Below are 22534 nucleotides of genomic sequence, written 5' to 3' on the forward strand. Positions count from 1 at the left end.
TATTATTGGGGAATTGATGGGGAAACCCTTGTTTTGGGGGGGTTGGGGGCATGGGGGGAAATTAAAGGGGGGGAACGCAAAAAAACCGAGCCATAATAGGGGAAATGCATAAAGTAACCTCTTATGCATGAAAAAGGGAAATTTTTATGAATTTCCCCCCCCCCCCCCGAGGGTACATATGTTCTCCATCCGGCAATGTGACTTTATCATATCAACCTTCCTCTTGGTTAAATCAGCCCACAGTCCTACCCTATTCTACAAAATAACCTAAAATCCTTTCCATTAGAGCAAAATTTTTCTTATATTTCTCGAGATTAAAAGGGACTTAAAAACACCGGCCCGGGAGCCGGTGTTGTAAAGGTATTGGTCCTCCCACAACTATCTGGATCTGGCGGATGATTATCTTCTGTCACCACCTGTTGCGATTCAGGGGGACAACCCTGTTTTTTTTAAGGGATTGCTTCCCCTTTGTGTTCAATTTTTGTTTCGGTTCAGGGCTTTGCGGCCAATGTCCCGGCGGTAGTGCATCCCCGCAAAATGGATATGCTCCAGGGCGGCGTAGGCCTTCTCTATGGCCGCCGGGATGTCCGGGGCCATGGCCGTCACGCCCAGCACCCGGCCGCCGCTGGTGACCACCTGCCCGTCTTTAAGGGCGGTGCCGGCGTGGAAGACGGCCACGTCGGGCGGCACCGTATCCAGCCCGGAGATGATCTTGCCCTTTTCATAGGACCCCGGATAACCGCCCGAGGCCAGCACCACGCATACGGCGGCGCCGGGACGCCAGCGGATGTCTGTCTCCGACAGGCGGCCGGCCAGCAGTCCTTCCATGATTTCCACCAGGTCGCTTTCCAGGAGCATAAGCACCGGCTGGGCCTCGGGATCGCCGAAGCGGGCGTTGAATTCCAGCACTTTGGGGCCGTCCGGGGTGATCATTAATCCGGCGTACAGCACCCCCCGGTAGGGCCGGCCCTCGGCGGCCATGGCCCGTACTGTGGGGATGAGGATTTTTTCGAGAGCGGCCCGCTGCACTTCCGGCGTGCATACGGGAGCCGGGGCGTAGGCGCCCATGCCCCCGGTGTTGGGTCCCCGGTCGCCGTCGTAAACCTGCTTGTGGTCCTGGGCCGGCACCATGGGGATCACCCTTTCCCCGTCGGTAAAGGCCAGAATGCTGGCCTCCTCCCCCGTCAGGTATTCCTCCACCACCACCCGGGCGCCGGCCGCCCCAAAGGCCTTCTGCACCATTATGGTTTCCACGGCCTTCAGGGCCTCTGCCACCGTTTCACAGACAATCACCCCTTTGCCTGCAGCCAGGCCGTCGGCCTTGACCACGCAGGGGGCGCCCTTTTCCCGGATGTAGGCCGCTGCTTCCCGGGCATCGGTGAAAGAAGCGAAACGGGCCGTGGGAATATGGTATTTGGCCATAATTTCCTTGGCCAGCACCTTGCTGCCTTCAATGGCCGCCGCCCGGGCGGTGGGCCCGAAAATGGCCAGCCCCGCCTCGCTGAAGGAGTCTACAATACCCATGGTCAGGGGTCCTTCCGGCCCCACCACCGTGAGGTCTACCTTCTCCTGCCGGGCAAAGGCCAGAAGGCCCGGGATGTCCTCCGCCGCCACGGGCACGCAGCGGGCCAGGGAGGCGATACCTGCGTTGCCCGGGGCGCAGTATATTTCTTTAACCCGGGGGCTCTGGGACAGTTTCCATACCAGGGCGTGTTCCCGGCCGCCCCCGCCCACCACCAGCACTTTCAACGGCACGTCCTCCTTATATGGGGACGGTTCTTGTGTTTGCGGCAAAGGTGCCCCTCAACCCATTACAAGCGCAATCGAAATACTTCGGGCCACCCCCGCAGTTCAAAGGAGAATCGTCCCCATTTGATGCCTGTGATGTCACTTCCCTCTGACACAACTGTGTATCAAAGAACCGTCCCCTGACACACTTTTGTGTCAAAGAACCGTCCCCTGACACACTGACACACTTAATGCTTGAAGTGGCGCATGCCGGTAAAGACCATGGTTACACACTTAAAGAACCGTCCCCTGACACACTGACACACTTAATGCTTGAAGTGGCGCATGCCGGTAAAGACCATGGTTATACCATGTTCGTTGCAGGCGGCAATGGACTCTTCGTCCCGCACGGACCCCCCGGGCTGGATGATGGCCGCAATGCCGGCCCGGGCCGCCTCGTCCACGGTGTCCCGGAAGGGGAAGAAGGCATCGGAGGCCAGCACGGCACCCCGGGCCTTTTCCCCGGCCTGTTCCAGGGCAATGCGGGCCGAGCCCACCCGGTTCATCTGACCGGCCCCCACCCCGATGAGCTGCCGGTTTTTGGTGACCACGATGGCGTTGGATTTTACGTGTTTCACCACCGCCATGGCAAAGGCCATTTCGGCCAGTTGCCCCTCCGTGGGCTGCTTTTCCGTAACCACCCGTACTCGATCGGGCCGGGTCAGCGCCCGGTCGGCCTCCTGGACGAGCAGGCCTCCGTTTACCCTGCGCATATCCAGCCCGTCGGTGGATTGGCCGGTGAGGGGGCCGGTTTGCAAAAGACGCAAGTTTTGTTTGGCAGTCAAAATTTCCAGGGCTTCCGGGGTGAAACCGGGGGCAATGATGGCTTCCAGGAAGATTTCGGCCATCTGGCGGGCGGTTTCCGTATCCACGGTGCAGTTGCAGGCCACAATGCCCCCGAAGGCCGACACCGGGTCCCCTTCGTAGGCCAGGCGGTAGGCGGTGGCCAGGTCGCCGGCGCTGGCGGCGCCGCAGGGGTTGTTGTGTTTAATGATCACCGCCGAGGGGTCCATGAATTCCCGCACCAGTTCCAGGGCGGCGTTCACGTCCAGGATGTTGTTGTAGGACAGCTCCTTGCCGGCCAGCTGCACAGCGGTACCCACACAGGGGCCGGTGACGGTGGGATCCCGGTAGAAGGCGGCCCGCTGGTGGGGGTTTTCCCCGTAACGCAGGGACTGGGCCAGTTCCAGGGACATTACCCAGGCCGGCGGGAAGGGCATGTCCCCCTGGAGTTGTTTTTGCAGGTAGGCGGCAATGGCGGCGTCGTAGGCGGCCGTGTGGGCAAAGGCCTCCCGGGCCAGTTCCAGGCGCAGCCGGCCGGTGACATTGCCTGCCCGCAGGGCGGCCAGTACCTCCGGGTAGCGGGAGGGGTTGACCACCACCAGCACGTGCTGGTGGTTCTTGGCGGCGGCCCGTACCATGGCCGGGCCGCCGATGTCGATGTTTTCAATGGCCTCCTCCAGGGTGACCCCGGGACGGGCGATGGTTTCCCGGAAGGGGTACAGGTTGACGGCCACCAGGTCAATGGGGGTAATCCGGTGTTCCTTCAGCTGGTCCAGGTGATCTGCCGTGCGCCGGGCCAGGATGCCTCCGTGGATGGCCGGGTGCAGGGTTTTTACCCGCCCGTCCAGGATCTCCGGGAAACCGGTGACTTCTTTGACGTATGTAACGGGAAGGCCCGCTTCCTGCAGTGCGCGGGCGGTGCCGCCGGTGGAGACGATCTCCACCCCCAGGTCCACCAATCCCCGGGCGAAATCCACCACTCCCGTTTTGTCGGAAACGCTGATCAGGGCGCGCATAGAAAGCCTCCTTAAAATAGTCGTCGGGTAATTTGCCAGTACTATCCTTCCCTTATATACACCCGCTTGCCCCGGATTTCCAGGCGGCCGGCGGCAAAGAGGGCGATGGCTTCCGGGTAGATGCGGTGTTCCTGCTCCAGGATGCGGTCGGCCAGGGTTTCTGGGGTATCGTCCGGCAGCACGGGTACCACCGCCTGCAGGATTATGGGCCCCGTGTCCATGCCCTCGTCCACGAAATGCACCGTGCAGCCGCTGTAGCGCACGCCGTATTCCAGGGCGCGCTGCTGGGCGTGCAACCCGGGGAAGGCCGGGAGCAGGGCCGGGTGGATGTTCATGATGCGGTTGGGGAAGGCCTCCAGCATGGCCGCTCCCACCAGGCGCATGTAACCGGCCAGGCAGACCAGATCCACGGCGTGTTTTTTCAATGTGTCCACCACCGCTTCCTCGTAATCGCCTTTATGCGGGAAGGCGGCCGGGTTGATGTGAAAGGCCGGGATGTTGCGGGAACGGGCGCGCTCCAGGGCCCTTGCATCGGCGTAGTCGCTGATGACCACCGCCACTTCCGCCGGCAGCCGTCCCCCGTCTATGGCGTCCATTATGGCCTGCAGGTTAGAACCCCGTCCCGAGGCCAGCACACCCAGGCGCAAATTGTTCATATACCTCTCCCCCCGATTAAAATCATCAAGGAAACCGGAGTGCCTTAAACATACCTTACTTCCCGCTCCCCCTCAACCACTTCTCCCACCACCCGGGCCTTTTCGCCGCAGCCGGCCAGGGCGGAAAGCAGGCCGTCCACCTGGTCCGCCGGTACCACCAGGACCAGCCCCAGGCCCATGTTAAAGGTGCGGTACATTTCCGGCTCTTCAACCTGCCCAATCCGTTGGATTAATGTAAACACCGGCGGGACGGTCCAGCGCCCTTTTTTAATAACGGCGGCGGTGCCGGCGGGCAGGATGCGGGGTATATTTTCGGTGAGACCGCCGCCGGTGATGTGGGCCATGCCCCTGATGGCAAAGCGCTGTAAAAGGGGCAGCACGGTGGGTACGTAAATGCGGGTGGGTTCCAGCATTTCCTCCCCCACGGTGCGGCCCAGTTCCGCCAGGTAGGTATCCACCCGGTACCCGGCCACATCCAGCAATACCCGCCGGGCCAGGGAGTAGCCGTTGCTGTGCAGTCCCGAGGAAGGCAGGCCCACCAGGCAGTCCCCCGGCCTGATGCGGTGTCCCTGGATGATGGCATCCATTTCCACCACGCCCACCGCGAATCCGGCCAGGTCGTACTCACCGGGGCCGTAGAAACCGGGCATCTCGGCCGTTTCCCCGCCGATAAGGGCGCAGCCGGCCAGGCGGCAGCCGGCGGCCACGCCGGAGACAATGGCCGCCACCTTTTCCGGCACCAGCTTCCCCACAGCCAGGTAGTCCAGGAAAAAGAGGGGTTCCGCCCCCTGGACCAGGATGTCGTTGACACACATGGCCACGGCGTCGATGCCGATGGTGTCGTGGCGGTCCATGAGCATGGCAATTTTGAGCTTGGTGCCCACGCCGTCGGTGCCGGACACCAGCACCGGCCGGCGGTAGCGCCGGGTGTCCAGGGCGAAAAGGCCGCCGAAGCCGCCGATGTCCGTGAGCACCCCGGGACGGAAGGTGCTGCGCACGCTTTCCCGCATCAATTCCACGGCCCGGTTGCCGGCTGCTATGTCCACCCCGGCGCCGGCGTAGGTGAGCCCCTTTTTCCCCTCCTGGTTCATGAGATTCTCCTCCTACTCCAGGCTGAATTTTCCAGCTTTTGGGGGCTGGGGTACGGGTACCGGGTAGTCGCCGGTAAAGCAGGCCGTGCAGAAATCGTTGCGCCGCTCCCCGAAAATGTCCAGCATTCCTTCAATGCTCAGGTAGTGCAGGCCGTCGGCGTTAATGAGGCGGCGCACCTCATCCAGGGGCATCTGGGCGGCGATAAGCTCCTCCTCGTTGGAGGTGTCGATGCCGTAGTAACAGGAATGCACCACCGGCGGGGAGGAAAGGCACAGGTGCACCTCTTTCACCCCGCAGTCCCGCAGCATGGCCACCAGCTTGCTGCTGGTGGTTCCGCGGACCAGAGAGTCGTCCACCATAATCACCCGCTTCCCGGCCAGCACCTCCCGGATGGGGTTGAGCTTTAAGCGTACTCCCAGGTCCCGCAGATCCTGGCTGGGCTGGATGAAAGTCCGGCCGATATAACGGTTTTTCATCAGTCCTTCCTCAAAGGGAATGCCCGATTCCTCAGCATATCCCCGGGCGGCCGCCGTCCCCGAGTCGGGGACGGGAATGACCAGGTCGGCTTCCACCGGGTATTCCCGGGCCAGCTGGCGGCCCATTTCCCGGCGCACCCGGTTCACATTGAAGCCGTCCATCAGGCTGTCGGCCCGGGCAAAATAGATATATTCAAAAATGCAATGGGCCCGGCGGCGGGGAAGCATCCCCTGCAGGCTGGTCAACCCGCTTTCGTCGATGATCACGATCTCCCCCGGGGCCACGTCCCGCAGCCGGCGGGCGCCCACCGTATCCAGGGCGCAGGACTCGGAGGCCACCACGTAGCCGCCCCTGTCCAGGATGCCCAGGCACAGGGGGCGGAAGGCGTGGGGATCCCGCACGGCCAGCAGGCGGTCTCCGGTGAGAATGACCAGGGAATAGGCCCCTTTCAGGTCAATCATGCATTTCATCACCGCGTCCACCAGGCCGGTCTGGCCGTAGCGGGCAATGAGGTTGACAATCACTTCGCTGTCGGTGGAGGACTGAAAGACGGAACCGGTGGCCGTCAACCGGGCGCGCAGTTCGGTGATGTTGGTCAGGTTGCCGTTATGGGCCAGTCCCAGCATGCCGCCGGCATAGCGGAACACCAGAGGCTGGGCGTTGATGGGTGAACTGGCTCCGGTGGTGGAATAGCGTACGTGACCGATGGCCAGATGACCCTGCAGCTCACTCAGTTCCCGGTGATGGAAAACCTCGGGCACCAGTCCCATGCCCTTGTGCAGTTGCAGGCGTTTGCCGTCGGCCACGGCAATGCCGGCGCTTTCCTGACCCCGGTGCTGCAGGGCGTAAAGGCCGTAATAGGTCAGCCGGGCTACGTCCCGCCCCGGGGCGTAGATGCCGAATACGCCGCATTCTTCCCCGGGTTTGTCCGGAAGCCATTGGTGATTGATCCACCGGGGTCCTCCGCTTGGTTTCAATGCTCTCCCCCTTTCCTTTTTGTTTAACCGGCCAGCCGGTGCCAGACCTCCCGGTAGGCCTCCTCCACGCCGCCCAGATCCCGGCGGAAGCGGTCCTTGTCCAGTTTTTCCCCGGTCCGGGTATCCCAGAAGCGGCAGGTATCCGGGGAAATTTCGTCCCCCAGCAGGATCTTCCCCCGGTGGCGGCCGAATTCCAGCTTGAAGTCCACCAGTTCCAGCCGGCGCGGGGCCAGGTATTCCCTGAGGATGTTGTTCACCGTCAGGGCGGTCTTTTTCAGGGCGGCCAGTTCATCCGGGGTGGCCAGGTTCAGGGCGGCGATGTGGTCGTCGTTGATCATGGGGTCGCCCAGTTCATCGCTTTTATAGTAATATTCCACCACCGGCCGGGGCAGTGCCGTGCCTTCCTCCAGCCCCAGGCGTTTGGCCAGGCTGCCGGCGGCGATATTGCGCACCACCACTTCTATGGGGATGATTTCCAGGGTGCGCACCAGCATTTCCCGCTCGCTTACCTGTTCCAAAAAGTGGGTGGCGATGCCCTTTTCCTCCAGCAGGTGGAAGAAGTGGGCGGATATGCGGTTGTTCAGTTCCCCCTTGCCGGAAATGGTGCCCTTTTTCAGGCCGTTAAAGGCAGTGGCGTCGTCCTTGTATTCCACCAGGTAAACATCCGGATCATCCGTCCGGTAAATCTTTTTGGCCTTGCCCTCGTAGAGCAATTCTCCCTTTTGCATGTTAAATCCTCCCGTCTGGGTGAATGTATGAAAATTTGTCTGCCGGGCTTGCCGGCCGGACGGCGGTTCCTTTGCCGCTCCGTCGGGCCGTGGCTATTCTCCCCGGCTTATGTTTTTATAATCCGAACCGCCGGTAAATATCGTCCACGTGCCGCAGGTGATAGTCGTAGTTAAAGAGGGCGGCCATTTCCGCCGGCGGCAGCACGGCGGTGATATCCGGATCGTCCTGCAGCAGGCGCTGGAAGTCGGTACCCTCCCGCCAGGAGCGCATGGCGTTGCGCTGTACCAGCCCGTAGGCCCTTTCCCGGGAAAGGCCCTTTTCCACCAGGGCCAGCAGCACCCGCTGGGAGAAAAGCAGCCCGTGGGTGCGCTCCAGGTTTTTACGCATGTTTTCCGGGTAAACCAGCAGATTGCGCATGATGTCCGTGAACTTGTACAGCATGTAGTCCAGGGTGATGGTGCTGTCCGGGATGATCACCCGCTCCACCGAAGAGTGGGAGATGTCCCGTTCGTGCCAGAGGGCCACGTTTTCCATGGCCGCCAGGGCGTTGCCCCGCAGCACCCGGGCCAGGCCGCTGATCCGCTCGGCGGTAATGGGATTGCGCTTGTGGGGCATGGCCGAGGAGCCCTTCTGCCCTTTGGCAAAGTATTCCTCCACCTCCAGGATGTCGGTGCGCTGCAGGTTGCGGATTTCGGTGGCAAACTTGTCCAGGGAGCTGCCGATAATGGCCAGGGTGGTCATGTATTCGGCGTGGCGGTCCCGCTGGAGCACCTGGGTGGACACCCGGGCCGGGCGCAGTCCCAGGCGGCGGCACACATGGGCCTCCACCCGGGGGTCGATGTTGGCGTAGGTGCCCACCGCCCCGGAAATTTTACCCACGCTGATCACATCCACCGCCCGCTGCAGGCGGTCCATGTTCCGTTCCGTTTCCGCCACCCACAGGAGCATTTTCAGGCCAAAGGTGATGGGTTCGGCGTGCACACCGTGGGTGCGGCCGATCATCAGGGTGTAACGGTGCTCCCGGGCCCGGTCCAGCAGCACCGCCCGCAGTTCCTCCAGGCGCTTGAGGAGCTGCTCCCCCGCTTCCTTCATCTGTACGGCCAGGGCGGTGTCCAGCACGTCGGAGGAGGTCAGACCCATGTGGATGTATTTGGCCGCGTCCCCCACATACTCGCCCACACAGGTGAGAAAGGCGATTACGTCGTGGTTGACCACCTCTTCGATTTCGGCCACCCGCTGCACGTCGAAATTGGCCCGCTCCCGGATCTGTTGCAGGGCCTCCTCCGGGATGAGGCCCATTTCAGCCATGGCTTCGCAGGCGTAGATTTCCACTTCCAGCCACTTGCGGAACTTGTTTTCCTGGGACCAGATGGCTTTCATTTCCGGCCGGGTGTAGCGTTCAATCATCCCTTTGAACCTCCCATTTGCTCCAGGTAACCCGCCACGCCCAGTTCCTGCAATTTCCGGGCCTTTTCCTCCACTGCCCGGGCCAGTTCTTCCTTGTAGTGCAGCACCTTTTCCCGTACTTCCGGGTTGGTGGCGCCGATGATCTGGGCGGCCAGGATGGCCGCGTTTTTGGCTCCGTTAATGGCCACGGTGGCCACGGGAATGCCCGGGGGCATCTGCACCATGGAGTACAGGGCGTCCACCCCGCTTAAAGGGCCGCTTTTGATGGGCACGCCAATGACGGGCAGGGGGGTCTGGGCGGCAATGACCCCCGGCAGGTGGGCGGCCACCCCGGCGGCGGCTATGATCACCGCCAGGCCACGCTCCACTGCCGACCGGGCGTAATCGGTGGTGAGCTCCGGCGCCCGGTGGGCGGAGGAGATGATTACCTCGTAGGGCAGTCCGAATTTGTCCAGCATTTCCACAGCGTCTTTCATTACAGGCAGGTCCGAGTCACTGCCCATGACAATACCAACCAGCGGATGGGACATGGTTTCACCTCTTGGCCACATAGTCGATGGTTCTGATCAATATGTGCTTTTAATGTTCCGCCAGGAACAGGTAGCGGGCCAGCACCAGGACGGCCAGGATCCACATGAGCCAGTGTACTTCCCGGGCGCGGCCGCTGATCAGCTTGAGCACCACGTAAAAGATAATACCGGCGGCGATACCATTGGCGATGCTGCCGGTGAAGGGCATGAGCACCATGGTTAAAAAGGCCGGCAGCCCCTCGGTAAAATCTTCGAAGTCGATACCGTTCACCGCCTGGGCCATGAGCAGGCCCACGATGATCAGGGCGGGCGCGGTGGCCGCCCCGGGAATGAGCCCGGCCACCGGGGCCAGCACCAGGGCGATGAGGAACAGGATGCCGGTGGTTACGGCCGTCAGGCCCGTACGGCCCCCTTCGGCAATGCCGGCGGTGCTTTCGATGTAGGCGGTGACGGTGCTGGTGCCCATGAGGGCGCCGAAGGCCACGCCGCAGGCGTCCACCAGCATGGCCCGGCCCAGCCGGGGGGACTGGCCGTTTTCATCCAGCAGGCCGGCCTTGCCGGCGGTGCCCACCAGGGTGCCAAAGGTGTCAAAGAGTTCCACAAAGGTGAAGGTGAAGATCACCGTCCACAGGCCCATGTGCAGCGCACCGGCCAGATCCAGCCTGCCCACCGCCAGCCGGGAAAAGTCGGGCAGGGCAAAGGGCGTGAAGCCGGCCGGCACCTGGGTGACGCCCAGGGGGATGCCGATGAGGGTGGTCAGGATGATGCCGATTAAAAGGGCCCCTTTTACTTTCCTGGCCATGAGCAGGGCGGAAATAACCAGCCCGATCAGGGCCAGCAGGGTGACCCGGTTGGCAAAGGAGCCCAGGAAAATGTTCCACTCAAAAAAGCGCAGGGTGGCGATGCCCCCTTCCTGCTGCAGGGCCTGCAGGGTGGGCGGGATCACCGGGCCGGCCTTGATGACCATGAATTCGGCCATTTTCAGGCCCAGCATGGTAATGAAGAGGCCGATGCCCACGATGATGGCCCTTTTCATGGAGTTGGGCACGGCCACCACCAGCAGCTGGCGGATCTGGGTGATGGTGAGGATGATAAATAAAATACCGGAGATAAAGACGGCCCCCAGGGCCACCGGCCAGGGCATACCCACGTGCTGGGCGGCCACGGCGGCAAAGTAGGCGTTTAAGCCCATACCCGGCGCCAGGGCGATGGGGTAGTTCACAATCAGTCCCATGGCGATGGTCACCAGGCCGGCGGCCACGGCGGTGGCAAAGAAGACGGCGTTTTTGTCCATGCCGGTGCCGGCCAGGATATTGGGGTTCAGGAAAAGGATGTAGGCCATGGTCATAAAGGTGGTCAGGCCGGCAATCACTTCCGTGCGGGCATCGGTGCGGTACTGCCGCAGTTTAAAGATTTTTTCCAGCAAATTTTACACCCCTCTCTTTGAGTCGCTGTTTGCATTTCCAAGTAAAGCGGTCGTTATTCCCACTCAATGGTAGCCGGCGGTTTGGACGTGATGTCATACACCACCCGGTTTACGCCGGGCACTTCGTTCACAATGCGGCTGGACACCCGCTCCAGCACGTCAAAGGGTATGCGCGCCCAGTCTGCCGTCATGCCGTCGCTGCTGTACACCGCCCGCAGGGCCACGGTGTGGGCATAGGTCCGCCCATCCCCCATCACACCCACGCTGCGCAGGCCGGGCAGGACGGCAAAATACTGCCAGATGTCCCTGGATAGGCCGGCCCGCCGGATTTCTTCCCTGAAGATGGCGTCGGCGTGGCGCAGCATTGCCAGCTTTTCCGCGGTCACTTCCCCGATGATGCGCACCGCCAGGCCAGGCCCGGGGAAGGGCTGGCGCCAGACCACCTCGTCGGGCAGGCCCAACTCCCGGCCCACCTCCCGCACTTCATCCTTGAAGAGCCAGCGCAGGGGTTCGATGAGGGCCAGCTGCATATCCGCGGGCAGGCCGCCCACATTATGGTGGGACTTGATGACGGCGGCGGTGGCCGTACCGCTTTCCACCACGTCGGGATAAAGGGTGCCCTGAACCAGGAAGTCCACCTGCCCCAGTTTGGCCGCCTCTTCTTCAAAAACCCGGATAAATTCTTCGCCGATGATTTTGCGCTTTTGTTCCGGGTCGGTTACCCCGGCCAGGCGCTTTAAGAAACGTTCGGAGGCATCCACATAAACCAGGGGAATGTGGAACTGCTCCCGCATGGTGCTGATCACCTGTTCCGCCTCTCCCCGGCGCAAAAGACCGTGGTTGACAAAGATGCAGGTCAGCCGGTGGCCGATGGCCCGGTGCACCAGCACGGCGGCCACCGAGGAATCCACCCCTCCGCTGATGGCGCAAATGGCCCGCCCCTCCCCCACCTTCTGCCGGATTTCCCGGATGGACTCCTCGATGAAAGAGCCCATGGTCCAGGTGCCGTGGCAGCCGCATACGTCATAGAGGAAATGGCGCAGGATATCCCGGCCCCTGGGGGTGTGGACCACCTCCGGATGGAACTGCACGGCATAAAGACGGCGCCGGTGATCGGCCATGGCGGCCACGGGGGCCAGTTCCGTGCGGGCGGTGACCGTAAAGCCCGGCGGAGGGGCTTCCACCCGGTCGCCGTGACTCATCCAGCACTGTTCGGCAGGGGCGAATCCGCAGAAGAGGCCGGTGGTATCCACCACCTCCAGAGTTGTTTTGCCGTATTCATGGTGATCGGCCCGGGTAACCACGCCCCCCAGTTGTTTGGCCATCAACTGCATACCGTAACAGATCCCCAGGATGGGGATGCCCAGGTCGTAAATGCCCGCATCCACGGTGGGTGCCCCGGGCTGGTAGACGCTGGCCGGACCGCCGGAAAAAATAATGCCCCGGGGATGATGGCGCCGGATTTCCTCCAGGGATGTGGTGTAGGGCAGCATCTCACAAAAAACCTTCAATTCCCGGATGCGGCGGGCGATGAGGTGGCTGTACTGGCCGCCGAAGTCCAGGACAATGACCATTTCCTGTTGTTCCTGGATGGACATTATCGTGGGAACCCCCTGGGAAAAAATTTGCGCTGGGAGTGTGTCAGGGGACGGTTCTTTGACACACTAGATGTTTTTAAAGAAACCAGTGCCGCTGCCATACTCACTTCGGGCCGGCTTTGGCTCGAATGAATTTACATTGACACCCCATTGTCTTGCTCACGAGCCGTCATCCGCCGGGCAATTCTCATTATCTTCTTTCGCGGTGTACACCTCCCGCTTCAGGATCATGATATCCCGCAGGTGGCGGTAGCGTCCGTTGTAGTCCAGGCCGTAGCCCACCACGAACTCGTCGGGAATGATAAAGCCGTTGTAGTCCACCGGCACATTCACCCGGCGCCGGCCGGGCTTGTCCAGCAGGGTGCAGATTTTTAAACTGGCCGGTCCCCGGGTGAGCAGGTTTTCCCGCAGGTAGTTCAGGGTCAGGCCGGTGTCCACTATGTCTTCCACCAGCAGCACGTCCATGCCCCCTATGTTGTGTTCCAGATCCTTTAAAATGCGCACCACCCCCGAGGACTGGCTGGAAGCGCCGTAGCTGGAGACGGCCATGAAGTCCATTCTAACCGGTATGCTCAAGCAGCGCACCAGGTCGGCCATAAAAATAACCGCTCCCTTTAGTATGCCTACCACCAGGGGCTCTTTACCGGCGTAATCCCGGGAGATTTCCTCACCCAGCTGGCGCACCCTGGCCGCAATTTCCTGTTCGGTGAGCAGCACCCTTTCCGTGTCGTTGTGCAAACTAAAATCACTCCCCGTAATGGTCGAAAAATAAAAATGCAGCCGCACTGCTGCGCAACTTAACCGACAAAATTATACCAGGGAACGGAACCGGGCGTCAAGACTGCACCCTTGAGACCGGTCCTGCTGGCGCCTGCTCCGGTTTCCCTCCGGTTTTTCACGATCTGCAAACCGGGGGTTGGAAATCCCGCCCGCCTGCGTTCCGGCCGTTTAAACCGGCGGCTTGATTTCCAGGGGCCGGTCGAAATCCCACAACTTCAAGCCCACGGAAAGGGACGTTTTGTCCCCGGGGCCTCTGGCCTCCAGCACCGCCTGGCGGATGCGGTGGTCGGCGGGGTCGATCCACAGCTTGCAGAAATAATCGGTGTATTTAACCTCCAGGTAGGTGTTGTCGATGAGGGGATGGCACTCCAGCACCAGCATTTGCCCTTCCTTTAATTTTTCCCTGCCCCGGTAACGGATGCCCGGAGCGTCCTTAAATTTCAAAAACCCCAGGGGGTTGAACTCGGTGACAAACAGCTCCGACTGGGCCAGCCGGTTTCCCTCCAGGGTCAGCCACTTTTGCGTCCACAGGTCCCGCATATAGGTTTTGTCCCCCACCTGGATAAACTCCACCGGGTTATTGTACATGGTGCCCTTGATATGTACCCGGTCGGGAGCCACCCGTTCCCCGTCAATGCGGGTGAGCATGCCCCCGTCCCCCAGGCGGGCTTCCATTTGATAGCGGAAACTTTTACTGGTTGCGGTTTTTCCCAGGGACTCGGCCAGCAGCTGCTCCGGGGCTATCTGCGGCTTCCGGGAGAAATGGCCGGCCAACCCCCAGAGGGCCAGCAAAAGCAGGATTATTCCCACCAGGGCCAGCAGGTGTGTTTTACGCAGGATCAGCCAGCGGGGCTCCACCATATATGCCTCACCTCATTATTCTTGCTGCAAAAAAACTATGATCCCTTCGTGGAAAATATGACCGGATATGGAAATATGGTTTTGGTGGATTAGTTGCCGTTGACCCTTTTCACCACCGGTTCCGTAAGGTATAATGGCAGAGGTAAGGGACAACGGGCAAACGGGAGAGGTTACAGGTGCAGATCAAGGAAATGCAGCAGGAAGTGGATCGCTGGATAAGCCAGTTTGAGGAGGGATACTGGCATCCCCTGTCCATGCTGGCCCGCCTCACCGAAGAGGTGGGCGAACTGGCCCGGGAGGTCAATCACCTGTACGGGCAAAAGCCGAAAAAGCCCGGCGAACCGCCGGGGGATCTGGCCCTGGAGCTGGCCGACGTACTGTTTATTATCGTTTGCTACGCCAACTCCCTGGGCATCGATCTGGAAGAGGCCTTCAGCCGCATGATGGAAAAATACCGCCGGCGGGACAGCAACCGCTGGACCAGGAAAGGGAGATAAATTAATGAACCGGTTGCACTAACTTATTTTGCTTCCTGCCGTTGACAGCGGCACCACGAAAGATGAAATATCTTTTATAAAAGGCCGGTCAAGTCTGGAATCCGCTCAGGCGAATTCCAGATTGAATCCGGTGACTGGCGACCAATGACTATTTGCTAGGGAGTGATAAATTTTGGCCGGCATAATTCCCCTGCGGGGGCTGCGGTATGCTCCGGGGGTGGGCTCCATGGCCGACCTGGTGACCCCGCCCTACGACGTTATCGACTCTGCGGCCCAGGAGGAGTACTACCGCCGTCACCCATTTAACATTATCCGCCTGGAGTACGGCAAGATCCATCCCGGAGACGATGAAAAAAACAACCGCTACACCCGGGCGGCGGCCGACTTTGCCGCCTGGCTGGAAAAGGGCGTGCTGGCGGCGGAAAGGGCGCCGGCGCTGTACCTCTATGAGCAGGAATTTACCACCGGCGGGCGGCAGCTGGTGCGCAGCGGCATGATCTGCGGCGTGCGCCTGGAGCCCTATGAAAAGGGTGTGGTGCTGCCCCACGAGGAGACCCTGCCCAGGCACAAGGCTGACCGCCTGGCCCTGATGCGTGCCTGCCGGGCCAACTTCAGCCCCGTCTTCGGCCTTTACGCCGATCCGGAAATGACCGTGGACAACCTGCTGCGCCGGGGCACCGTTTGTGGTGCCGCACAGCCCTTTCCGGGAGAATACGATGTGACCGGCGCCAGTACCGGAGGAACATGCTCCCCGGAAACCGGCCGCGCCCCGGACGTGTCCTTTACCGATGAATACGGCCACAACCACCGCCTGTGGGTGATCACCGATCCGGTTGTGATTGAGCAGGTGCAGCAGGCCCTGACCGACCGGCGCATATTCATCGCCGACGGCCACCACCGTTATGAAACGGCCCTGGCCTATGCCCGGGAAAGGCGGGAACAGGAAGGAAACTTTGCGGGTGACGGGCCCTATGACTACATAATGATGACCCTGGTCAACCTTTACGATCCCGGGCTGGTAATACTGCCCACCCACCGCCTGGTGGCAAATGTGGATGGGCTGGATATGGAGGAACTTCTGGAGAAGATAGGCGAACATTTTGTGGTGGAACCCTTTGCCCTGGCACCCGGTTATGGCCATTTTGGAGAGTTTCTAAGGGAGCTGGCCGGCCGGGGGGGCTGCGCGGCAGACGGCCAGACCGGGTCCGCTGCTTTCACCGGTCAAGAAAAGGGCTGTGGTGGCGGTACGGACTCTCTGGTAAACCGGCCTGCAGAACCAGAGGCCGGCGAATCCGTCGTTACTGGTGATCCCGGGCGCAGAGAACGTTCCCTCTCCCACCGCCATGCCTTCGGCCTATACTGCGGCCGGGGACGGCTCTACCTGCTGACCCTGCGGGATGAAGGGGCACTGCCCGGTCTGATGCCGGCCGGACGTTCCGCCGCCTGGCAGGGTCTGGACGTATCGGTGCTGCATCATTTGATCCTGGAAGGTGTTTTGGGCATCGGCGGGGCGGAAAGGGAAAAGGAAAGCCACCTCACCTATACCCGGGAGGAGGAGGGGGCGCTGCGGGCCGTGGACGACGGCCGCTACCAGCTGGCCTTTTTCTTAAACCCCACCCTGGTGGAGGAAGTGACCGCCGTGGCCGCCGCCGGGGAAAAGATGCCCCAGAAGTCCACCTTTTTTTACCCGAAGTTGCTCACCGGGCTGGTAATTAATCCACTGTATTAAAAATGAAAGGCTCCTGCGCCAGGGGGTGCAGGAGCTTGTTAATGTTGTCTATCCGGCGGGTAAGTTCCCGGGGGGAACTCCCACTATAACAGCCTCCCCTACCGCGCCGCCGGGCGGGGGATCAGTCGCTTGAGCACGCCCCGGACCAGGTTCAGGGCGTAGCCCATTTCCCCCACCCGCAGCAGGCGGCAGCTGAAGAAGTAGATAATGCCCCCGGCCGTGATTACCAGGCCCAGGCGCAGGCCCTGCAGCACAAAGCCGGCCAGGCCGCCCATGGCCTTCCCCGGGGCAGGCCAGCCCAAAAGCCCCAGCCCCCGTTCATCCAGCCACCAGACCAAAAGACCCATCACCAGGGAAGCGGCGGTTATACGTAACGTTTCCCCTAAAAGGGCCTTCCCGCCAATATGCCCCAGCCGCCGCCGCAGCAGCCAGAACAAAAGCAGGCAGCCCAACGCCGCCGCTGCGGAGGTGGACAGGGCCAGGCCGGCCAGGCCCATGGGGCGGATCAGGAGCAGGTTCAGGGTGATATTCACCGCCACCGCCGCCAGGCCGGTCCACATGGGCGTGGCGGTGTCCTGCAGGGCGTAAAAGGCGCGGCTTAAGAATTCCCGCCACATCAGGAAGAGCAGGCCCGGCGTAAAAAAGAGCAGCGCTGTGGCGGTCATGGAGGCGTCGGTGGCGTCAAAGGCGCCCCGCTGGAAGATGAACCGCACCAGGTCCTGCCGCAGGACCATGGTGCCCACTGTAATGGGCAGCAGCATAAAGGCCAGTACCGTCAGGCCCCGGCCCAGTCCCGTACGGAAGCCGGCGGTGTCCTCCAGGGCAATGCGTTCCGTCAGGGCGGGGTAAAGTACAGTGATCAGAGGCAGGGCCAGGAGGCCCTGGGGCAGGGTGAGCACCCGCTGGGCATAGGTCAGGGCGGAAATGCTGCCCTCTGCCAGCAGGGAGGCCAGCATACGGTCCACAATCAAATTCAGCTGGTTGGCGCCCACGCCGATGAGCACCGGCACGGACAGCCAGAGCATTTTCTTTAATGCCGGATGCCGCCGGTGGAAAATGGGCCGGTAGGTGATGCCCCGCCGGTACAGGGCCGGCACCTGGATGAGGAACTGGCTGACGGTGGCCAGCACCGTGGCCCAGGCCACCCCGGCAATGCCGCCCCAGGCTCCGGCCAGCAGGATGCCGGTGATCATAATGATATTGTAGGGCACGCCCATGAAGGCCGGTGCTGCAAAATGCTGCCAGGCGTTAAGCACGCCCTGGGCCCAGCCCACCACCCCCATGATCACCACCATGGGCAGCAGTATCCGCACCAGCAGTACGGTGAGGGCCGCCTGTTCCGGAGCGAACCCCGGGGCCAGGATGTGCACCAGCCACGGCGCCGCCGGCAGACCGGCGAGGGCGATGACCAGCAGGGTCAGGGTGAAGGCGTGGAAGCTGGTCCAGATCAACCCGGGCAGCTCAGCCCGTTTTTCCGGCCGGTGGATGTATTCGCTGAAAAAGGGGATGCCCACCGTGGTGATGGTGTTGCCCACCAGGCCAAATAAAAGGACCGGGATGATCAGCGCCACCAGGTAGGCATCGGTGGCGGCGCTGGCCCCGAAGGCGGCCGCCAGAACGGCCTCCCGGCCAAAACCCAGAATCTTGCTCAATATGTTGGCGCCCACGACCACAGCCGTGTCCCGGGCGATGCGTCTTTCACCTTCCAGTGCCGTAACACCTCCAACAAAGGGGTACGGGCTGATTTTTTTACCCACCCTTCCTGCCGGCGGCTCCTGGTAATTTACCGGTTTTCCACCGGTGAAATGATAACATGCCCGGGTTATCCCGGGCAAGAATAATTTTCAGCAGGGTGTATTTCCCCCATAATTACACTTTTGACTCCGGCCACATGGCTCATTGCAGAACGCGGACGGATACCACCACGTTGGCCCCATCCAGCTCCAGCTCCACATTCCGGTCCTTAAAGTCATTCAGGTCGGAAAAGGAAAGGGTCCGATTATTAAGGTCCGTTACCCGCACTGCCGGGTCCACGGCGTACTCCCGGTCCTTTTGCAGGACGATGCGGTATGCGTCCCCTGTGTCAATGGACTGCAGCACGCCGGTCTGCTTCTTCGTTTTGTTGGGGGAAGTTATTTTTATCTGCAGCACCCGTTCGTCCTGAATTTCATCGGGTATGGGGTCCACGTAAGTGATCTCCACCCGGTCCCCCCGCTGAATACCCCCGGCCCGCCGGTCGTCCTTGTCCACTATCCTGGCCCGGTCCCAGTAGATGAAACTGTCCGGCCTGCCCTTCTGGCTGTAACCATCCTTGAAGGTCAGGGTTTTCCCCGTAAGCATCCCCACAGTGCCGGAAATCTTTTTGGTGTCCAGCAGGGTCACTTTCTTCACCATGCCGCCCTGCAGTTCCACATCCACAAAAGCGCCGGTTTTCAGGGAACGGAAATCCTGCCGGGCATTCTTCCCCGCCAGCACTGCGTCCCAGGCCAGGGGTAAAATATGATCCTCGCAGTTCAGGTCGTTCAGAACCAGCAGGTTATCTTCCCCCAGGGCCACCGATTTTACGGAACCCGTCATCTTTTCGGTTTTACCTTCTGTAGTACGCCCTTCCAGCAGGTTGATAAAACTCACCTGCCGGCGATTATCCAGGATCACTTCCGCCCGGTGGTTTCCGGACTGCTCCAGCGGGTATTCCACCCCGCCGGCAAAGCAGTGACAGCCGGGGTTCACCCGCAGCTTCTGCACACCGGAAAGGGAGGTCAATTCCAGCTCCTGCCGGCCCGGTGCGGTACTTATACCGGAGATCCAGCCTTCCAGCCGCCGGCCGGGCGGCACCTTGACCCAGTTCCGGTCCAGGAGCCCGGAAAGAATGGCCGCCATTTCCGCGCGGCTCAATACCCTTTCGGGCTGGAAGGTGCCGTCGGGGTATCCGGACATCACCCCGGCTGCAGCCACGGCGGAAATATACGGCCGGTAGGCGGCGGGGGCTTGATCCAGATCGGGGAAACCGGCCGGCGCCGGCGAGTTGCCCCCACCCTCCCCGGGCGGGGGCAGGTAAAAACTCCTGGCCAGCAGGGCGGCCGTTTCGGCCCGGGTTACCTCCCCGTCCGGATCAAAGGATGCCACCCATTCCGGGGGCAGAAACCCCTTTTGCACCGCCAGGGTAAGGGAATCCTGCCCCCAGGGTGCCCGGGGGAGCCGGTCTTCCGGGGTGGCGGCACCCGTCTGGATGGGGGCCTTTGTTTGCTGGCGCCCGGCTGCTGCCGCCGCCTTCTCGAAGTCGCCCACCCGCATGATCAGGGCCACCAGTTCCAGCCGGGTGAGGGATCGATCCGGCCGGCAAGTGCCGTCGGGGTAGCCCCGGATCAGGTCCAGGGCGGCCAGGCGCAGGATGGGTTGGCGCGCCCAGTGACCCCGGATGTCGCTGAAGGGGTCCCCTCCGGGGGAACCGGGACCGGTAACTGCCGCCAGACATGGGAAGGCAAAAAGAAACCCCGTGATGATCACCATCATTGCCAGCACCAAACCGGCCCGGAAACAATATCGCTTAACCGGCAGGAACAATGGACCCACCCCGTGTGATATTTATTTGACCATATTGCCGCCCCGGGGAACAGGGCGGCCGGCCCTACCCCTCTATCTTGTACAGGCTCCCCCTGTCCGTGACCACGTACAGGTAGCCGTCCGGGCCCACCAGGGGCGCCCTGCTGATGGCCCCGTCCAGTTCCAGGTCCCAGATCAGTCTTCCCTGGTCGTTTATCGCCAGCAGGCGTTTATCGGACGTGCCGGCAAAAATCAATTTTTTATTGCTGTCCACCGCCGGTGGCGAATTGAGGTCCAGAAGCTGCTGACTCCATAATTCCGTCCCCGTGTGGCCATTTAAGGCATAAATGCGTTTCCCGGCAGAGAAATAAAGGGTGTTGTCCATGGAAAGGACCGGGCCTGTCAGGTCGTCGAAATTCAGGCTGTAGCTCCAGGCGGGCTGGCCGTTGTCCTCCGGCCGGAAGGCATAAACCTTTCCCCTGTTAAGCCGGTCCATCCTGGACGGGTTCACCGTTGCATACAATGTCCCCTCTTTTACAACCAGATGAACCTCTTTGGCGTTCGCCAACCAGTAACGCCAGAGGATGTGGCCGTCGTTGTCCACGGCCACCAGGGCATATCCGCCCTGGCGCCGCCCAAAAACTGCGTAGATCGCCCTGTTATCGCCGGTACAATCGACCATCACCCGATCCTTGACGGGTATGCTGCGGAAAAGATCGTCCGTATCCCAGTGCAATAATGCCCACATATAGCGGCCCTGCCCATCCACGGCATACAGGGCCGTTGGCAGGGGCAGGTACAACAGACCGCCGGGTCCGGCGCACAGCGGGGCGGGCCCGCTTCCCCGGGAGTTCTGGTAGATGCTGAAACTCCATCCGGCCGCCCCATTCACTTTTATTTCCTGCACCGCGGACGTGCCGGGCAAAAACAGGGACCCGGCGGGGCCGAACACCGGCCGGCCCATGTTTCCCCCGGCCGGGCCGGGAGCCTCCCATACCACCCGGCCGCCGGTATCCACCGCCACCAGTTTGCTGCCCACGGGCAGGTATAAAAGGCCGTTGGTGCCGCTCATCATATCGGAAGACAGACGGCCGACGCCGGTCAACTGCCAGATAATCCGCGCCGGCTTGCCCTCCTGGCTCCGGGCGGAATAGTCCACCAGTTTCGGCGCGGCCATGGCGGGAAAAGGGCCGTACAGACAGATGAGCCCAAAGGCCAGCAGCGCCAAAAGATTTTTATGCGGTAACACTTTCTTTGCTCCACCCACTCCAACCACCTCTAATAAACTTATCGGTTGGCGGTTGCCGGAACTGAAGCCACGGCTGATTCTACAGGGCGTGGTCCAGGCCGGCTTCCTGCAGGGCGGCGGTGAGGCGCTTCAGCTCCTGGGCCCGGTCCTTGTGGCACACCAGCAGGCACTCCCCGTCGTCCACCACCACCAGGTCCTCCACCCCCAGGGTGGCCACCAGCCGGCCCGGGGCATGGATGATGCTGTTGCGGGTTTCCAGGAACACCCCCCTGGCTTCGATGATGTTGCCGTTTTCCTCCGCCTCCCGGCACCGCTCCAGGGCCGGCCAGGAGCCCACGTCGTCCCAGCCGAAGTCACCGGGCAGAACCAGCACGTTGGCGGCCTTCTCCATGACCCCGTAGTCTATGGACACCTTCGGCAGTTCCGGATATACCCGGGATATTACTTTGTTATAGAAATCCACCGCAGCGCCGGCTTCCTGTACTGTTTTTACGCCAGACCCTTTGCTTCCGGTTATGGCGCCGGTCCTATTACCGGCTGCCCTGTTATCCGCCGGTGGCGGGGTTTCAGGGAATGCCGGTGACCCCTCTTCCCCTGCCGCAGCCGGTTCCCCGTCCCGGCCGGGGGCGTTAATTCCCATGGCCCGGCCGATTTCCGCCAGGCCGGCCGCCAGGGACGGCAGGTTTTCGTCGATTAACCGGTAGATTAAATCCGCCCGCCAGATGAACATACCGCTGTTCCAGAGGTACCGGCCCTCCGCCAGGAACTGCCGGGCCCTGTCCAGGGCCGGCTTTTCCAGAAATTTCTCCACCCGGTAGACCGGCACTTCCGGCCCTTCTGCCAGCAGTTCACCCTGACATATGTATCCGTAACCCGTATCCGGGCGGGTGGGGGTGATGCCCATGGTCACCAGCCACCGTCCATCCGCGGCCAGGGATACCCCCGCCTGCAGCACCTGCTGGAAACGCCGCACATGGGCGATATAGTGGTCGGCGGGCAATACCGCCATCACTCCCCGGGGATCCTTGCGCAAAACATGCAGGGCACCCAGGCCCACGGCAGCGGCCGTATCCCGGCCGCAGGGTTCGGCCACTATGTTTTCCGGGGGCAGTTCCGGCAACTGCTCCCGGACGGTGTCCACATAGCCGGCCCCGGTGATCACCAGCACCCTTTCCGGCGGCACCAGCCCGGCCAGGCGGTCAAAGGTCAGCTGCAGCATGGTGCGCTCCCCCACCAAGGAGAGGAACTGTTTCGGCCTGTCCCGCCGGGAAAGGGGCCAGAAGCGCTGCCCCGTCCCGCCGGCCATAATCACGGCAAAAAACACTAACATCCCTCCGGTCTGGCCTGTTTCTTGTATTTTTCGAGTTTCTTTTCATAAGCCTTCCACATTAATATA

The 22534-nt window shown here is 61.7% G+C and carries 18 protein-coding genes; 2 read left to right on the forward strand and 16 right to left on the reverse strand.

Annotation, left to right across the window (positions count from 1 at the left end):
• Window positions 1–474: 474 nt before the first annotated feature.
• From purD to GFC01_RS14800, 12 genes are all read right to left on the reverse strand, one after another.
• Window positions 475–1749 (reverse strand): phosphoribosylamine--glycine ligase, encoded by a 1275-nt coding sequence (gene purD / locus GFC01_RS14745; protein ID WP_152947934.1) that lies wholly within the window; start codon window positions 1747–1749, stop codon window positions 475–477.
• A 305-nt stretch (window positions 1750–2054) separates the two neighbouring features.
• On the reverse strand, window positions 2055–3587 hold the full coding sequence (gene purH, locus GFC01_RS14750) for a bifunctional phosphoribosylaminoimidazolecarboxamide formyltransferase/IMP cyclohydrolase (protein WP_152947935.1): 1533 nt from the start codon (window positions 3585–3587) through the stop codon (window positions 2055–2057).
• A 41-nt stretch (window positions 3588–3628) separates the two neighbouring features.
• Complete coding sequence (gene purN, locus GFC01_RS14755; protein WP_152947936.1) at window positions 3629–4243, reverse strand: phosphoribosylglycinamide formyltransferase; 615 nt, start codon at window positions 4241–4243, stop codon at window positions 3629–3631.
• A gap of 44 nt (window positions 4244–4287) precedes the next feature.
• Window positions 4288–5334 carry a phosphoribosylformylglycinamidine cyclo-ligase gene (gene purM / locus GFC01_RS14760; RefSeq protein WP_152947937.1) on the reverse strand — a complete coding sequence of 349 codons (1047 nt, stop codon included), beginning with the start codon at window positions 5332–5334 and terminating at the stop codon, window positions 4288–4290.
• A gap of 12 nt (window positions 5335–5346) precedes the next feature.
• The gene (gene purF, locus GFC01_RS14765; RefSeq protein WP_152947938.1) at window positions 5347–6789 is read right to left on the reverse strand and encodes an amidophosphoribosyltransferase; all 1443 of its coding nucleotides are present in this window, start codon (window positions 6787–6789) and stop codon (window positions 5347–5349) included.
• A 23-nt stretch (window positions 6790–6812) separates the two neighbouring features.
• Entirely contained in the window at window positions 6813–7517 is a 705-nt protein-coding gene (gene purC / locus GFC01_RS14770) for a phosphoribosylaminoimidazolesuccinocarboxamide synthase (protein ID WP_152947939.1), read from the reverse strand.
• Between the two features lie 115 nt (window positions 7518–7632).
• On the reverse strand, window positions 7633–8925 hold the full coding sequence (gene purB / locus GFC01_RS14775; protein ID WP_152947940.1) for an adenylosuccinate lyase: 1293 nt from the start codon (window positions 8923–8925) through the stop codon (window positions 7633–7635).
• Window positions 8922–9455: a 5-(carboxyamino)imidazole ribonucleotide mutase gene (gene purE, locus GFC01_RS14780; protein ID WP_152947941.1), complete on the reverse strand. Its 534-nt coding sequence runs from the start codon at window positions 9453–9455 to the stop codon at window positions 8922–8924. Before purE ends, purB begins: the two co-directional genes overlap by 4 nt.
• A gap of 49 nt (window positions 9456–9504) precedes the next feature.
• Window positions 9505–10881 (reverse strand): NCS2 family permease, encoded by a 1377-nt coding sequence (locus tag GFC01_RS14785; RefSeq protein WP_152947942.1) that lies wholly within the window; start codon window positions 10879–10881, stop codon window positions 9505–9507.
• A gap of 53 nt (window positions 10882–10934) precedes the next feature.
• Entirely contained in the window at window positions 10935–12479 is a 1545-nt protein-coding gene (gene guaA / locus GFC01_RS14790; RefSeq protein WP_152947943.1) for a glutamine-hydrolyzing GMP synthase, read from the reverse strand.
• Between the two features lie 159 nt (window positions 12480–12638).
• Window positions 12639–13217, reverse strand: a complete 579-nt coding sequence (hpt, locus tag GFC01_RS14795) for a hypoxanthine phosphoribosyltransferase (protein ID WP_152947944.1) — start codon at window positions 13215–13217, stop codon at window positions 12639–12641.
• A 210-nt stretch (window positions 13218–13427) separates the two neighbouring features.
• Complete coding sequence (locus GFC01_RS14800) at window positions 13428–14120, reverse strand: hypothetical protein (RefSeq protein ID WP_152947945.1); 693 nt, start codon at window positions 14118–14120, stop codon at window positions 13428–13430.
• 176 nt (window positions 14121–14296) lie between these two features.
• Between GFC01_RS14800 and GFC01_RS14805 the strand changes: the two genes are divergently transcribed.
• Window positions 14297–14617, forward strand: a complete 321-nt coding sequence (locus tag GFC01_RS14805) for a nucleotide pyrophosphohydrolase (RefSeq protein WP_341474016.1) — start codon at window positions 14297–14299, stop codon at window positions 14615–14617.
• Window positions 14618–14789: 172 nt separating this feature from the next.
• On the forward strand, window positions 14790–16346 hold the full coding sequence (locus GFC01_RS14810; protein ID WP_152947946.1) for a DUF1015 domain-containing protein: 1557 nt from the start codon (window positions 14790–14792) through the stop codon (window positions 16344–16346).
• A 98-nt stretch (window positions 16347–16444) separates the two neighbouring features.
• Here the strand turns inward: GFC01_RS14810 and murJ are convergent, their stop codons facing one another.
• The 4 genes from murJ to GFC01_RS14830 form a co-directional block, all read right to left on the reverse strand.
• Window positions 16445–18103 carry a murein biosynthesis integral membrane protein MurJ gene (gene murJ / locus GFC01_RS14815; protein WP_341474017.1) on the reverse strand — a complete coding sequence of 553 codons (1659 nt, stop codon included), beginning with the start codon at window positions 18101–18103 and terminating at the stop codon, window positions 16445–16447.
• Window positions 18104–18242: 139 nt separating this feature from the next.
• A complete protein-coding gene (locus tag GFC01_RS14820) occupies window positions 18243–19910 on the reverse strand; it encodes an S-layer homology domain-containing protein (protein WP_152947947.1) in 1668 nt (555 codons plus the stop codon).
• 64 nt (window positions 19911–19974) lie between these two features.
• Entirely contained in the window at window positions 19975–21138 is a 1164-nt protein-coding gene (locus GFC01_RS20030; protein WP_152947948.1) for an outer membrane protein assembly factor BamB family protein, read from the reverse strand.
• A gap of 79 nt (window positions 21139–21217) precedes the next feature.
• Window positions 21218–22462 (reverse strand): mannose-1-phosphate guanylyltransferase, encoded by a 1245-nt coding sequence (locus GFC01_RS14830; protein ID WP_341474018.1) that lies wholly within the window; start codon window positions 22460–22462, stop codon window positions 21218–21220.
• Window positions 22463–22534 lie beyond the last annotated feature (72 nt).

It is taken from the genome of Desulfofundulus thermobenzoicus, assembly GCF_009428905.1.
Lineage (GTDB): Bacteria > Bacillota > Desulfotomaculia > Desulfotomaculales > Desulfovirgulaceae > Desulfofundulus_A > Desulfofundulus_A thermobenzoicus.

Coding starts and splice junctions, on each gene's coding strand:
- purE (WP_152947941.1), bottom strand. CDS start 9,455: ATGTCCCATCCGCTGGTTGGTATTGTCATGGGCAGTGACTCGGACCTG.
- purN (WP_152947936.1), bottom strand. CDS start 4,243: ATGAACAATTTGCGCCTGGGTGTGCTGGCCTCGGGACGGGGTTCTAAC.
- guaA (WP_152947943.1), bottom strand. CDS start 12,479: ATGTCCATCCAGGAACAACAGGAAATGGTCATTGTCCTGGACTTCGGC.
- purM (WP_152947937.1), bottom strand. CDS start 5,334: ATGAACCAGGAGGGGAAAAAGGGGCTCACCTACGCCGGCGCCGGGGTG.
- purB (WP_152947940.1), bottom strand. CDS start 8,925: ATGATTGAACGCTACACCCGGCCGGAAATGAAAGCCATCTGGTCCCAG.
- purH (WP_152947935.1), bottom strand. CDS start 3,587: ATGCGCGCCCTGATCAGCGTTTCCGACAAAACGGGAGTGGTGGATTTC.
- purC (WP_152947939.1), bottom strand. CDS start 7,517: ATGCAAAAGGGAGAATTGCTCTACGAGGGCAAGGCCAAAAAGATTTAC.
- GFC01_RS14800 (WP_152947945.1), bottom strand. CDS start 14,120: ATGGTGGAGCCCCGCTGGCTGATCCTGCGTAAAACACACCTGCTGGCC.